Source organism: Sinorhizobium mexicanum (assembly GCF_013488225.1).
Lineage (GTDB): Bacteria > Pseudomonadota > Alphaproteobacteria > Rhizobiales > Rhizobiaceae > Sinorhizobium > Sinorhizobium mexicanum.
Genome location: NZ_CP041238.1, coordinates 2033249 through 2047053, shown reverse-complemented (window position 1 = coordinate 2047053; position 13805 = coordinate 2033249). Strand labels below are relative to the sequence as shown.

Genomic DNA, 13805 nt, shown 5'->3' with positions numbered 1-13805 from the left:
TCAGAGCCTCGGCATTTTCGAAAAGACGCAGAAGGCGTTGTCCGTCGTGATCTCGGCAATTTCCTCGGTTGAAACGCCGATCGTTTCGGCCAGCACCTCAGCGGTATGCACGACAAAGGCCGGCTCGTTGCGCTTGCCACGGAACGGTTTGGGCGCGAGGTAAGGTGCATCCGTCTCGACGATCATCCGATCGCGAGGGATCGTCTTCGCGATATCCCGGATCTCCTGCGACTTCGGGAAGGTCAGAATGCCGGAAAAGGATACGTAGCCGCCGAGTTCGACGCCCACACGCGCGAGGTCCGGACCCGAGGAGAAGCAATGAAGCAGGAAAGGGAAGGCCCCCTTCCCGCTTTCCTCGGTCAGGATCGCCGCCATGTCTTCATCTGCCGACCGGCTGTGAATGACGAGCGGCAGCCTTGTCTCACGCGCGGCCGCGATGTGGCGGCGCAGCCCTTCCGCCTGCGCGTCGCGCGGTGCGTTGTCGTAGAAATAATCGAGCCCCGCCTCGCCGATCGCAACCACTTTCGGATGCGACGAGAGCCGAACGAGATCTTCCGTGGTGACGTCGAGTTCCTCGTCCGCGTTGTGCGGATGGGTACCGACGGAACAAAACACATTCGGATAGGCTTCGGCGATCGCCACGATCGTGTCGAACCGCTTCACGCGCGTCGAAATCGTCACCATCTGCGCCACGCCGGCCGCCGCAGCACGTTCGATGATCGCATCGCGCTCGGCCTCGAAGTCCGGGAAGTCCAGATGGCAATGGGTGTCGATCAGCATGCGTCGTACTCTCTTACACTTCCGGCGCCACGTAGCGCGGGAAGACCGGTTTCGGCGCCTCGAGCGGCGTTCCGGAAACGAGACGTCCGGCTTCACCAAGATGGGCAAAATCGCGCTTGTCGGCCGGTATGGCGACGAGATCGAGGAGCTTGCCTGACGATTCGGGCATGAACGGCTGCAGCAGGATCGCGATCTGACGGACCACTTCCGCGGTGACGTAAAGCACTGTCGCCATCCGCTCCGGGTCCGTCTTCTTCAAGGCCCAGGGCTCCTGACCGGCGAAATAGCGGTCGGTTTCGGAAACGACAGCGATGATCGCGGCGAGCGCGCGGTGGATGAGCTGTTTGCCCATGTCCTCACGCGTCGCCTCGAGCAGGGCGTCGGCAGAGGCCAGCATTGCCTTGTCCTCATCTGAGAGCGGCCCGCAGACTGGGATCTGGCCGTCGCAGTTCTTCACGATCATCGACAGCGAACGGCTGGCGAGGTTGCCGATGCCGTTGGCAAGATCGGAATTGATGCGTGTCGCGATCCCCTCCTCGCTGTAGCTGCCGTCCTGGCCGAAAGAGACCTCGCGCAGGAAGAAGTAGCGAATCTGGTCCAGCCCGAAGTGTTCGACCAGATTGAATGGATCCACGACGTTGCCGAGCGATTTCGACATCTTCTCGCCCTTGTTGAGCAGGAAGCCATGGGCGAAGACGCGCTTCGGGAGCGGCAGACCGGCGGACATCAGGAAGGCCGGCCAGTAAACCGCGTGGAAGCGGATGATGTCCTTGCCGATGACATGGATATTCGCCGGCCAGAACTTTGCGCGCGGACCGGTCGGATCGGTGAGATAGCCCGTCGCGGTGATGTAGTTCGTCAGCGCGTCCACCCAGACATACATGACGTGGGCCGGATCGTTCGGCACCTTGATGCCCCAATCGAAGGTCGTGCGTGAAACCGAGAGATCCTTCAGCCCCGACTTGACGAACGAAATGACCTCGTTGCGCCGTTCGGCCGGTCCGATGAAATCCGGGTTCTCTTCATAGTGCTTGAGGAGCTTTTCCTGATAGGCGGAGAGGCGGAAGAAATAGCTCTCCTCCTCCACCCACTCGACCGGAGTGCCCTGCGGCCCATAGCGCACGCCGTCGTCACGCAACTCCGTCTCGTTTTCCTGATAATAGGCCTCGTCGCGGACGGAGTACCATCCGGCATAGGAATCCTTATAGAGATCGCCCGCCTCGCCCATGCGGGTCCAGATTTCCTGCGAAGCCTCATGATGCCGTTTCTCCGTTGTCCGGATGAAATCGTCGTTGGAGGCGTTGAGAAGCACGGCCATCTTCTGGAATTCCGCCGAGTTGCGATCGGCGAGCTCCTGGGCGGAAATGCCTTCCTTCTTCGCCGTCTGCTGCATCTTCTGGCCGTGCTCGTCGGTGCCGGTCAGGAAGAAGACCTCGCGCCCGTCCAGTCGCTGATAGCGCGCCATCGCATCCGTCGCGATCAACTCATAGGCGTGCCCGATATGCGGCCGGCCGTTCGGATAGGAAATCGCGGTGGTGATGTAGAAGGGGGAAGTATCTCTCATGATGGGCTTCGACATATCTCGGATCTTGGACTAGGGCAGCTATTAGCGCATCGCCTTCAGGTAGGAAACCGCCGCGCGCATAAAAAGCCCACTGATGCGGCGCGCTGCGGAGAAATCCGCGTCCCTTGGCTCCCGTCCCGCCTAAGAAGCGTCCTTCAGATCTTCGAGCAGCGACAGGATCGTCTGTTTTCGATCGAGATTGTAGGCGTCGCTCACAGTCAGACGCTCCGCGAAAGTACTGGAGAGGCTTGCAAGGCGCTCGGCCCTGCCGATATCGCCGGCGAGCGCCGCGTCACGCGCCTGCTGCATGACGCGCCCGGTCAATAGGGACGAGAAGAAATCGAAGATCGTTTCACTGTCCCTTGCCGCCAGAATATCCGCGAGCTTGTGCATCTGCCTCCGCACCGCAGGTCCGTCTCCCACCAGGATGTCTTCGAAGGCGACGGCGATATCGAGACCGCCGTAATTGATGAGCTTTAGCGCCTCGGACACACTGCCGTTTGCCGCGGCGAGAATCCGCTCGACATTCGGCCCCGTCATATCGAAGCCGAGATGCGCAAGCGCCTGGCGCATGGCCTCGTGGTCCAGGGGCTTCAATCGCAACGGAAGGCAGCGCGAGCGGATGGTCGGCAGGAGTTTCCCAGGTGCGTGCGTGAGCACCAGGAAGAGCGAGCGGCGCGGCGGCTCCTCGAGTATCTTGAGGATGGCATTGGCTGCGTTGCGGTTGAGATCGTCCGCCGGGTCGATGATGACGATGCGCCAATTCCCCGTGCCGGATGTTTGGCCGAAGAACTTTCCGACGCGGCGCACTTCGTCCACGGTGATCGCCCCTTTTGCCCTGCCCGTTTTCTCATCCACGGGGCGCGTGAGATGAAGCAGGTTGTGCGATGCGCCGGAAGCAAGTTGCCGACTGACGATCGAAGCAGGATCCGGATCAGCGAGTTGATCGGGCGCCGTCGTCGGCTCGGGATGGTTCAGGATGTGGTTGGCGAAGCGGAAGGCAAGCGTCGCTTTGCCGATGCCCTCCGGCCCCTCGATGAGGATCGCATGGTGCCCTTTGCCGGACTTGTAGCTCTGGGCCAGAAACTCTTCCGCCTGAGGATGGCCGAACAGCTTGCTGTTTTCAGCAGGGGCCACGGCTCCTTCCAGCACACCGGGACGTTCCCCCGTCATGACGCAGCTTCCGCGTTTGACGACCGTGGTTCGTCACCCTCCGACAGCAACGACTCCATGATCTCGCGCACCTCGGCGGCTATGACGTCCGGCGGCTGTGCCGCATCGACGACACGACAGCGCCGAGGGTCGGCCTCCGCGATGTCGAGGAAGGCCTCGCGCCGTTTCTCGTGCGTCTCAAGCTGCTCTTTCTCGAAACGATCAGGGCTGTTGCTGGCAGCTCGGCGACGCGCGCGTTCGAGTCCGACGGTGGCAGGCAGATCGAAAATGATTGTTCGGTCCGGAATCACACCGTTGACGGCCACGCGTTCGAGCGTTTCCACGAATGCCGGTTCGAGGTTGCCGGTGATTCCCTGGTAAACCCGCGCGGAGTCCATGAAGCGATCACACAGGACGATGGTTCCCTTCTGGAGCGCCGGCCGGATCACCTCTTCGACGTGATCGCTTCGCGCGGCCGCAAAGAGAATCGCCTCCATGCGAATGCCGAAAGACTCGGCCGCCCCGGAAAGCAGCACGTGGCGCACTGCCTCCGCGCCGACGGAGCCGCCAGGCTCCCGCGTGGTCAGCACGTCGTAACCACGCGCGCGCAGCGAATCGGCCAGCAGGTGCATCTGGGTCGACTTGCCGGCCCCTTCTCCGCCCTCAAACGTTACAAACAAACCCTTCGTCAGCGCCATACGTTCCCAAATCGGCCGACTGCATGGTTCCCTGCATCGGTGACGATTTGGGGATAAAAACATGCAGCAATTCAAAGCGCTACAGCGTCCGGTACGCGTCTCAGGAGACGCGCGGCGCTGCAGCTATCGGCCCTGTTTAGCCGATTGGTTCGCCGGAAGGAACGGTCGCGCGCGCATTTGTTACAGCCAGAAGAAAAGAAGCTCCTGAAGCGCATCGACCGCGCGGTTGGTCAGCGTACCGACCTCGACAGCGCTGCCGGTCTTCAGCGGCACTTCTACCAACAGCCGCTCACCGTTCCAGAGCTTGACGACGCCGACCTCCTGACCGGCCGCGACCGGCGCCCTGAGCGGCCACTTGTAAACGATGCGCGCGGTGAGCCGTTCAGCATTGTTGGCCGGGAGAAGCACATCGATCGGCCCGGCCGCGATGAGGCCGACATGCGATGCTGCGCCGCCATAGACGCTTGCTTCGCCGATCGTCTCCCCATTGGCAAAAATGCGCCGTTTCTCGAAGGCCGTCATCGCCCAATCGAGCACCCTGCGGCTTTCTTCCGTACGTTCCTTGTCGGTTTCGAGCCCGCCCATGGCGACATAAACGCGTCGGTCGCCGCGCTGCATCGAGGCGGCCAGCGAAAAGCCGAAACCTTCTGCAAATCCCGTAGCGAGCCCATCGACGCCGACATTGGCGGCAATCAGCGGGTTGCGATTGCGTTGAAGGATCTTGTTCCATTCAAACTCGGCTTGGGAATAGAGCCGGTAGAAATTCGGGTGAGCCTCGCGCAGGTGCCGCGCCAGCGTTACCAATTCCCGCATCGTCACCTTGTTGGCGGGATCCGGGAGACCGGTTGCGTTGTTGAACGAGGCAACGGGCATGCCGAGTTCGCGCGCCCGCGCCGTCATACGCTTGGCAAAGGCAGCCTCGCTGCCGGTCATGCCTTCCGCGAGAATGATACAGGCATCGTTTGCCAGTTGTACGGTAGCGCCTTGAATGAGATCCGCAACGCGGATCCTCGACTTGATGGCGGCAAACATCGTGGAGGTGCCGGACGGTGCGCCCCCGGTACGCCAGGCGTGTTCGGAGACCTCGTACGTCGTCTCGGGGCTCAGTTCGCCCTTGTCCAATGCTTCGAAGACCACTTCCATGGCCATCAGCTTGGCGAGCGATGCCGGCGGCACGGGTTCGTCTTCGCCGCGCGCGAAGAGCACTGTGCCGGTCTCCCCATCGACGAGATAGATCTGTTTCGCCTTGGTATCGAATGCGGGCGTCTGCGCGACCGCATTTGTCGAGACGGTCGCCGCAAGAAAGGCCACGACCGCAAGCAACTTTATGCGCATGAGAAACTCCGGCTTCTTCATGGGCATAGCAGTGCGCACAAGCCTCTTCAACCGAAGTTGGCGCTAAACACCATCCCTGTTCTGGCGCTTTGCATAGGCGACGATGGAATCGGCCGTCAGCGGGTTCGGATCGACCATGATCGCCTCGAAGGGCGAAGCCTTGTCGCTGACGCGGACTTCGACATAGGCGGCGGCATAAGCCATGCTGCCGTCAGGCATCGGGATCAGCTCCGGCCGCTCGGTGGGGATCGGCCCGATCTCCGGGAGCGAGACAAATTCGCCGAAAGACTGCGGCATGGCGACCTGCGGCGCCGGCTCGGCCAGCGCCGTCACCGGCACGCCCGTATCCAGCATCGATCTCTGAGGGACCGGCACATTGGCGAGATCCGGCACCTGGTTGCGGAACGGCTCGTTCGACGCAACCATGACACCGGTCGCGATCTGTCCTTCCGGCATCACGCCGGGGCTGCGGTCACCCTTCTTGACGTAGGAGGCCATCAGGTAGGGCATATCGTTGCCTTCGAGCGGCGCGCGACCGACATATTGCACACGCACCTTGGCGCTGCCCTTGCCCTTGATGTCCAGCATATCCGCTGTCTTCGAGGAGACGTCGATGATGCGGCCGTATTCGTACGGGCCGCGGTCGTTCACGCGGACGATGACCGATGTGCCATTCTCCATATTGGTGACGCGGGCATAGCTCGGCAGCGGGAAGGTCGGGTGCGCGGCAGACAAGTGGTACTTGTCGTAGACTTCGCCGTTCGCCGTCAGTCGCCCGTGAAAGGCCGAGCCGTACCAGGAAGCGACGCCAACCTTGTTGTAGCCGAAATCCTCCTTCGGCTGATACCACTTGCCCTTGACCTGATAGGCATTGCCAACCTGGTAGCGCCCGCCGCCCTTCGGGATGTTCCGCCCGGTCGCGACCCGCGGGCTCGCTTTGACGCCATAGACAGACTCGGCAAAGTATTCCTTGCTCCGCGCTTTGCTCGTCTGGACACTCGACGCTGAGCCACAGGCGGCAAGCGTCGCGCAAAGCAACGGAACCGCAGCAACACGTAGACCCCTCGAAAGAAGTGCTGCATCTCTACTGAATATCATCTGTCCCCAATATCGTTCGCAAAGCCGTATTTCGAAAACATTCCGCTCTAGCCCCCGCGGAAAGCTCGGCGTCTCGAAACGAGACAGTCGATTAATCATGTCAGCAAGACGGCAAAATTGCGAACGGGAAGCCCGAAGCGCGCCAAAAATGTTCCGTTATGGTTTACAAATCGTATAAATCGGTCCGCGAAGCCTTTCGTGGCGGTCCTTTGCCTCTTCGGGGGTACGAGATATTTTCCCAACCGCATGGTCCTGCAGCCTCTTCTCCTGCTCGTGCACCGTTACGGGCAATTCGCATAAGGCGGCGGGCCTTGCTGGATCGCGCGGGTCTGGAGCTGGAGACGATAATAGGCGAGCACCTGGTTGGTCTCGACATAGGTAGGGTCGGTCACGTTGCCCCAGAGATAAAAGATCGAGGCATCGCTCGGCGTCAGTATGGCGTTGGGATCGCCCTGAACGCCCTTCCATGTCGCCTGCGAGACGGGCGTGGGGAAGAGCGACGGATCGATCACCATCTGCTGCGTCCAGAACCAGCCCCGGCGCACGCACAGCGTCGGCGCGACATGCCAGCCCCAGTTCACGAAGCAGTTCGGATTATTCTTGGTGGCGACGTGCAGGTTCCCCTGTATCCACACCTTGCGCGGCTTGCGGCCCATGTTGATCATCAGTCGACACATCTCGTGCGCGCGGCCCCAGCAGCCGTCATCGGGATAGAGAAAAGGGATGCACGGGGCCGGCACAGTGAGCGGCGGGCAACTTGTGGCGCTCATCGCATCGAAGATCTGCTGGGCCGTCGCTTTCGAAACGCAGCGAAACCACCACCAGGGCCAGATCGGCCAACGCCAGATCCAGTCGAGCAGACGCCGCCACCACGGCCATATGAGCGGCGGCAGATCCGGTTTGGGCCATGGCGGCAGCGGCGCGTCATCGGGGCCCGGCGTGTAGCCACGTACGTCAACGATGTTGTGCGCATCATCCTCGGTGATGGTGAGCCGCTGCCCCGAATCGAGGGCGGCGCGCAGCACCGGCTCGATCGTTGCAAAATCGGGATTGTCACGCCTCAATGCATGGCGCGCATGCGACCTTTCGAGCGTGACCTCGTAGCCCTGGTCACTAGGACGCATGCTCATCGGGCGCGTCACATGCGGGATCAGCAGCCGAGTGATTGCCGAGCTGCTGGGGTCGATCTCCAGATAGACCGGCGCCTTCAGCCTGGCGAGGCCGTCAAGCACCTGAACGAAGCCGCTCGATCGGGCATCGCTCGGGTCAAGCCGGACGCGGCGCTCCCCTTCGAGCTCCACCCAAAGCCCGGCGCGCAGCAGCTCGGCAACGGGCCGGTCGAGCGGGGGATCGAAAACAATGCGGGTCGAAACGATCGCATTGGGATTTGGCATGGCACACCCTCCCCTCCCCCAGATGCGCCAGAATACCAGAGCGATCCCCGCCAACATACCTAGAGAATTTACGGCCAGCCGACGGATCAAACCGCGCCGCTTGGCGCCTGGCGGCGACAGGCGCGCGTCGCGCGTTCACACGGGGGGAGCAAGTGAGGCGAGCTTGCCCAGGCAGAGGGGCAGTCGAGGCTCGGCATCGTGCTGGAGCACGTTGACGCGGCGATCAAAGCTGCTAAAAAGCCAGCCGTCGAATGATCGAGTAGCAAGCGGTTGCCGTTTTCATGGAATCAACAACCGTTGGGCTTCTCAACCTTTTCAATCGACTGGAGGAGTGGCCGAGCGGTTTAAGGCACCGGTCTTGAAAACCGGCGTGCGTGAAAGCGTACCGTGGGTTCGAATCCCACCTCCTCCGCCAGTCATGTTGAAATCATTGTCATTTTTGCGATCTCTTCATAGGAGATGGCCGGAATCAGGGGGCGGAGCCGCCGGGCGCTCGAGCGCGGCGGCCGTGTTGAGGGTGACGCGTTTCACCGCTTGAGCCGTGATTATTGCGACCTTCCCTACCCTCGCGGGTGCTACCGGCTAGAAGTTAAAATAGAGGCTGACTCCAGGGCGCCTGTGGTAGCGGTAATAATCACCGTAGTACCCGTATTGGCGAGGGTAGCACCTGCCGTAATAGCGGCAGGAACGCCAAGCGTACCGCCGGTTCCAGTGGCGGTCCGCGCGCCAATGACGATAGCGCCAATGTCTGACCTGTTCGACGGCGCCGGTCTGTACTTTGTCGGGTTGCGGCACGAACATCGGCGCGGCGTTTAGCGGTAACGCGAAAGACGCAGCCAGAATTGCGGCTGTGAGGGCGGATGAGAGCTTTTTCATAGTCAACTCCTCCTCTCTGGCTATCAGCTTGAGCCTTCCAGCCTGAACCTCCGATGAACGGCTGCGCGCTTTAGCGTCGGACGGAGAAACGGCAGACGGCAACCGGCCGGCGCAGTGTCAGGCGTCCAGTGACATCAGATCCGCAAGACCGGTCGCCTTTCGGAGATCGCGGACCGCGCGCATCTGTCAGGGTGTAGAAACCCCGACTTGCCACCGTCATGATCGGCGCCTACATTCAGTTTCAGAACGTCCCCCGTGCCGTTGACCACGGATGTACTGGCAACGACATGGGGTGACGACGAAAGGTCGGGGCCACCCGGCTTTTTTGTTGCTTGACGCATATTTGCCGGCAGTGAACACAGGCGGGGGCCTATGCTTCTACGGACAGGCCCCGCCCTAAATCGCTTCTGAAATAATTAGGTTCTTGTACCTGCGCATTGCCGACAACCCACAAAAACCTAGGGTGTCGTGATCGTCGATCTATGGGACCTTAGTCCGGCGCAATATCGCCAAAGGTCTTAAGCGGATTGCCGCATGTTCCGGGGACGTATATTGCGGTCGCGGATCATCCCGCCCGCCCCTGTTCCGATGCGCGCATCCCTAATCCCCTTTCGCGAATAGCACAGCGATCTCGTCCGCTGTATCATGCCGGCCATGCTCCTCGCGGGAGGCGAGTTGAGCGAGGGAGGACAAGCCATGCGTATGTCTTCGGTACTGCGTTTGCTGCAGACAGTTTGTCTCGCAGCGGGCGCTTCTTTCATGTCTGCACCGCTGGTGAGTGCAAACGACCCACTTCCGCCCGAGTTGGAGAAGCTGAAATCAGCCCTTGAGAAGTACAAGGACCCCGTTGCTGCTGTACACGACGGCTATTTCTCGACATTGGGATGCGTCACGTACTCGTCGGGCACGATGGGGGTACACTTTCTGAACCCCGCGCTGATCGGTCCCGAGCCCGATCCAATGAAGCCGACTTTGCTGGTGTATGAGCCAAGTGGCGACAAGCTGGAACTCGTCGCTGTCGAATGGCTGATTCCGCTTGCCACTGGCGTCAAGCCGAATCCCGAGCTCTTCGGGCATCCCTTCGACGGACCCATGGAGGGGCATGAACCGCTTCTGCCGGCGCAACTCCACCATTACGACCTGCATGCGTGGATCTTCAAGCCGAACCCGCTCGGCCTGTTTCATCCGGTAAATCCGGACGTCAAGTGTCCTGAAGGACCCTATACCTTGCTGGAAGAGATGCCGAAGATGTTGCCTCATCCGGCGTCGAGCAAATAAGGGTCGTTGGACATAGGCGGGCTTTGAGATTCCCCCGCCAAACGCCTCCGCGCTATCTCGAAAGCGAGTGCGGAGGTGGCGTGGGAGTGATAGCGTTCGCGAACGCGAGAGGCCTTTCGCTTCGCAGCGTGGACGCTTGCGCGTTGAAACCACACCTACAGACGGCGCTGTAGTCGCGCCAAACGCGATCGAGGCAACGCCGGCAAGCCCTACCTCCTCTCATAATACGCGACTGTTTCCCGTTCGCACCCTCTCAAAAAGCGCGTAGACTGTCGTGACCGGCAGATTTGCCCAGAGAGGAGATCGGCCATGAACCCTTTCAATAACTTCCGAGATTATCCCATTCTTCCCGGTGAAGTCGCGATCCTGGAAGGCGTCCTGCACAAGGCGCTGGAAGAACGCAACCTGACGATGGGCAGTGACGAGGCTGAAGAAGTCGCCCAAAGGATCATCAAGCTTTACCAGAGCGGCGTCAGGGACCCCGACCAGATCTGGCAGATGATCCGCACAGTGTAGATCATTCCATTGTTTTCACAGTGGGATGATCTAACTCTGTGAAACTGCGCGATTCCGGACCGAAAACCGTTACGCACTTTTCCTGGAATTGCTCTACAGCGCCGCGCGTCTGATCAGACGCGCAAAGGTCGCTGTAGCACTTTGAATTGCTGCATGTCTTTGTCCTTAAATCGAGGTCGATTTAAGGAGACATGCAGTGGGGAGCGATAAGAGGCATGAACTCAGTCGCAGATCGCGATCACCTTATGCTCGGGGAAGGATGCGCGGACGCGGTCGCCACGATTGAGGCCGATCGAGGGATGCGTTCGTGCAATCAGGTTCTGATCGCCATCCACGCCGATCGTATATTCGGCGACCTCTCCCAGGAAGACCTTGCCCTGAATGTGGCCGTTGACACTGTTCGGCGCCGCATCGCTCAGAATGCCGTTGAGCGGCTGGAGTTCGATGTTCTCCGGCCGGATGACAAATGAAATCTGGTGGCCGGCAGTCATGCTCGAGGAAAACATGCATCTGATCGTGCCGATCGACGTGTGAACGGCGGCGATATCACCTGCCCTCACCTGGCTTGCCAGCTTGCCGCGCAGAAGATTTGTCCGGCCGATGAAGTTGGCGACGAACTCGCATCTCGGCCTGTCGTAGATGTCGATCGGCGTTCCCATCTGCGCGATCACGCCGTTGTTCAGCACGGCCACCCGGTCGGACAGCGCCATCGCCTCGCTCTGGTCATGCGTCACGTAGATCGTCGTGACCCCCCATTCGCTCTGCAGGCGCTTGATTTCAGAGCGCATCTGCTCGCGAAGCAGTGCGTCGAGATTGCTGAGCGGTTCGTCGAGCAGAAGCAGTTTCGGCTCGCGCACCAGGGCTCGGGCCAGCGCCAGGCGCTGCTGCTGCCCGCCTGAAAGTTTGGTGGCGGACCGGTTGCGGTATTCGGAAAGCCCGACCATTTCGAGGGAGCGCATAACGCGGGATTCGATCTCTTCGCGCGAAAGATGGCCGTTGCGGCGGGTGCGCAAGGGATAGGCCGCATTCTCGAAGACGCTCATATGCGGCCAGATCGCATAGGATTGAAAGACCATGCCGATGTCGCGCTCGTACATCGGCAACTGTACGTCGGCACGGCTGTCGAAGAGGTCGCGGCCGGCAAGCTGGATCAGACCGCTATCGGGATGTTCGAGGCCTGCAATCGACCGCAAGGTGGTGGTCTTGCCGCAACCGGAAGGCCCAAGAAGCGTGAAGAGCTCGCCCTCCTTGACGTCGAAGCTGACGCCGGACACCCCGCCTTTTCGTTCCCCTGCTTCGTTGATGTATTGTTTTACGAGATTGGCAACTCTCAGCATAAATTCCACCTCCCTGGAACGCGACTATGCGGTGAGAATCCTGTAACGGCGCGCCACCAGATAGAAGCATCCGCTAACGCATGTCATGAGGGCAACCCAGACCGTGCCCATGGCGGCGAGTTCGGTGACCTGCCCGTTCTGCCAGAGATCGAACAGGCTCACGGCGACCAGCGAGCTTCCGGGCCCGACGAGAAGAAGCGGCAGCGACATGGCCCGCACCGCAAGCAGGAAGACGAACAGCCAGCAACTGATCATCGAGGCCGACAACAACGGCAGGACGATCCTGATGAAGGTCTGCATCTGTGGCGCGCCCGAGGCTGTCGAAGCTTCTTCGAGATCGGAGTGGATCTGCAGCACTCCGGCATAGGCGTAGCGCATGCCGTAGGGCAGATAGGCGACGGCCGAGGCGACGATCACAGAGGTCAGCGTTCCATAGAACGGGAACGGCAGATTGACGAAGACCTGCAGGAAAGCGACACCCATGACGATCGACGGGAAGGTCAACGGTGCGGTAGCAAGCTGGTCGAGCACCCATGCTGCAGGTTTGCGGCGAACGGCAAGCCATGCGCAAAGGGCCGTGAAGGGCACGACAATGCTTGCCGTGACTGTCCCGAGCACCAGTGTATTGACGAGCGTCGAGCGGAAAAAGCCTGGGCCGATCACGGTCGCATAATTCTTCAGCGTCCAGCGCGAGAGGCTGGCGACGTTGAAACTCCCGAAGAAGGGTTTGAAGGATACAAAGACTATGATCGCCAGCGGCAGTCCGATGACGAAGAGCAGGATGGCGATGAGAACCAGCATACTGGCATAGCGGCCACGTCCGAGATCGATCACACGCGGACGGTATCCCTTGCCGGTTATCGTCTGGTAGCGGTGAGCGTGCCGGGAAAGGCGTCCGTAGAAGTAGAGCAGGCAGGCAAGGAAGGCGAGCAGACAGACGGAATAAGCGCCGGCCTGGCCGAAATTCGGCGGCGTCGTCGCACGCGAACTCTGGTAGATGCTCGTGCTCAGGACTTCGATGTTGCCTGCAAGGCCGACGATTGCCGGAACCTCGAAGGATTCGAAAGCGCGAATGAAGCTCAACAGCAGCAGCGCCAGCACGCCGGGCATGCCCATCCTGAGCGTTATCTTCCAGAAGGTCGCGATCGGCCCTGCCCCGCTCATCATCGATGCTTCCTCGAAAGCGGCATCCGTCGAACGCAGGACCGCGGACATCATCAGGAAGGTCAGCGGCACGAATCCGACGCCTTCGATCAGAATCATGCCCGGCAGCGAATAGACGTCGAACGTCGGCGCGGAAGCCCCGAAGATCGCCTTCAGCATCTGGTTGAACGGGCCCGATTTGCCAAGAATCATTAGCCAGGCAACGGTGTAGAGCACGTGCGGGATCGCAAGCGAGATGACGGCACCGAGGAAGGCATATTTGCGGCCTGGCGTGTTGGTTCGTTCGACGATGATGGCGAGCACGGTGCCAAGGACGATCCCGACGCAGGCGGAACCGAGCGAATAGACGGCCGTGTGCATGAGACTTCGCAGGAAATAGGGATTGCGAAGGAGATCGGCAAAAAACTGAAAGGTGAACTGGTCGAAAGAACCGTCGAAATTCGTCGTGTAAAGGCTCGAGGCGACCAGATAGGCGGCCGGCGGAATGATGAGCACCAGCAGGATGGCGGCCAGAATGAGCACGACGGGCGAAAAATTGATCTTCCTGACTGTCGGCACCGTTGCGGCGGATAATTGAAGCGTTTTCATGTCGCTTAGAACTCTCTCGTCTATT

General features: G+C 60.6%; 12 protein-coding genes and 1 tRNA gene. 3 read left to right on the top strand and 10 right to left on the bottom strand.

Annotated elements, in window-relative coordinates:
- The 7 genes from FKV68_RS09705 to FKV68_RS09675 all read right to left on the bottom strand — a co-directional run bounded on the left by FKV68_RS09705 (nucleotide 1) and on the right by FKV68_RS09675 (nucleotide 8021).
- Nucleotides 1-780 carry a TatD family hydrolase gene (locus FKV68_RS09705; protein ID WP_180941269.1) on the bottom strand — a complete coding sequence of 260 codons (780 nt, stop codon included), beginning with the start codon at nucleotides 778-780 and terminating at the stop codon, nucleotides 1-3.
- 13 nt (nucleotides 781-793) lie between these two features.
- Complete coding sequence (gene metG / locus FKV68_RS09700; protein WP_180941268.1) at nucleotides 794-2344, bottom strand: methionine--tRNA ligase; 1551 nt, start codon at nucleotides 2342-2344, stop codon at nucleotides 794-796.
- A 141-nt stretch (nucleotides 2345-2485) separates the two neighbouring features.
- Nucleotides 2486-3517, bottom strand: a complete 1032-nt coding sequence (locus tag FKV68_RS09695) for a DNA polymerase III subunit delta' (RefSeq protein ID WP_180941267.1) — start codon at nucleotides 3515-3517, stop codon at nucleotides 2486-2488.
- A complete protein-coding gene (tmk, locus tag FKV68_RS09690; RefSeq protein WP_180941266.1) occupies nucleotides 3514-4194 on the bottom strand; it encodes a dTMP kinase in 681 nt (226 codons plus the stop codon). Before tmk ends, FKV68_RS09695 begins: the two co-directional genes overlap by 4 nt.
- Before the next feature lie 180 nt (nucleotides 4195-4374).
- Nucleotides 4375-5529, bottom strand: a complete 1155-nt coding sequence (locus FKV68_RS09685) for a D-alanyl-D-alanine carboxypeptidase family protein (RefSeq protein ID WP_180941265.1) — start codon at nucleotides 5527-5529, stop codon at nucleotides 4375-4377.
- A gap of 63 nt (nucleotides 5530-5592) precedes the next feature.
- Complete coding sequence (locus FKV68_RS09680) at nucleotides 5593-6627, bottom strand: septal ring lytic transglycosylase RlpA family protein (RefSeq protein WP_180941264.1); 1035 nt, start codon at nucleotides 6625-6627, stop codon at nucleotides 5593-5595.
- A gap of 281 nt (nucleotides 6628-6908) precedes the next feature.
- Complete coding sequence (locus tag FKV68_RS09675; protein WP_180941263.1) at nucleotides 6909-8021, bottom strand: protein-glutamine glutaminase family protein; 1113 nt, start codon at nucleotides 8019-8021, stop codon at nucleotides 6909-6911.
- A 325-nt stretch (nucleotides 8022-8346) separates the two neighbouring features.
- Here FKV68_RS09675 and FKV68_RS09670 point away from each other — a divergent pair.
- Nucleotides 8347-8436: transfer RNA gene (locus tag FKV68_RS09670), tRNA-Ser, on the top strand.
- Between the two features lie 167 nt (nucleotides 8437-8603).
- Here FKV68_RS09670 and FKV68_RS33015 read toward each other — a convergent pair.
- Nucleotides 8604-8897: a hypothetical protein gene (locus FKV68_RS33015; RefSeq protein WP_245181176.1), complete on the bottom strand. Its 294-nt coding sequence runs from the start codon at nucleotides 8895-8897 to the stop codon at nucleotides 8604-8606.
- Nucleotides 8898-9593: 696 nt separating this feature from the next.
- On the opposite strand from FKV68_RS33015, the gene FKV68_RS09665 reads away from it, so the two are divergent.
- Both FKV68_RS09665 and FKV68_RS09660 read left to right on the top strand, forming a co-directional pair.
- Nucleotides 9594-10175, top strand: coding sequence for a hypothetical protein (locus FKV68_RS09665; protein ID WP_180941262.1), 582 nt, complete (start codon nucleotides 9594-9596; stop codon nucleotides 10173-10175).
- 309 nt (nucleotides 10176-10484) lie between these two features.
- Nucleotides 10485-10691, top strand: a complete 207-nt coding sequence (locus tag FKV68_RS09660) for a hypothetical protein (RefSeq protein ID WP_180941261.1) — start codon at nucleotides 10485-10487, stop codon at nucleotides 10689-10691.
- A gap of 221 nt (nucleotides 10692-10912) precedes the next feature.
- On the opposite strand, the gene FKV68_RS09655 is transcribed toward FKV68_RS09660, so the two are convergent.
- The gene (locus FKV68_RS09655) at nucleotides 10913-12028 is read right to left on the bottom strand and encodes an ABC transporter ATP-binding protein (RefSeq protein WP_180941260.1); all 1116 of its coding nucleotides are present in this window, start codon (nucleotides 12026-12028) and stop codon (nucleotides 10913-10915) included.
- Nucleotides 12029-12052: 24 nt separating this feature from the next.
- Complete coding sequence (locus FKV68_RS09650; protein WP_180941259.1) at nucleotides 12053-13780, bottom strand: ABC transporter permease; 1728 nt, start codon at nucleotides 13778-13780, stop codon at nucleotides 12053-12055.
- Nucleotides 13781-13805: the final 25 nt, after the last annotated feature.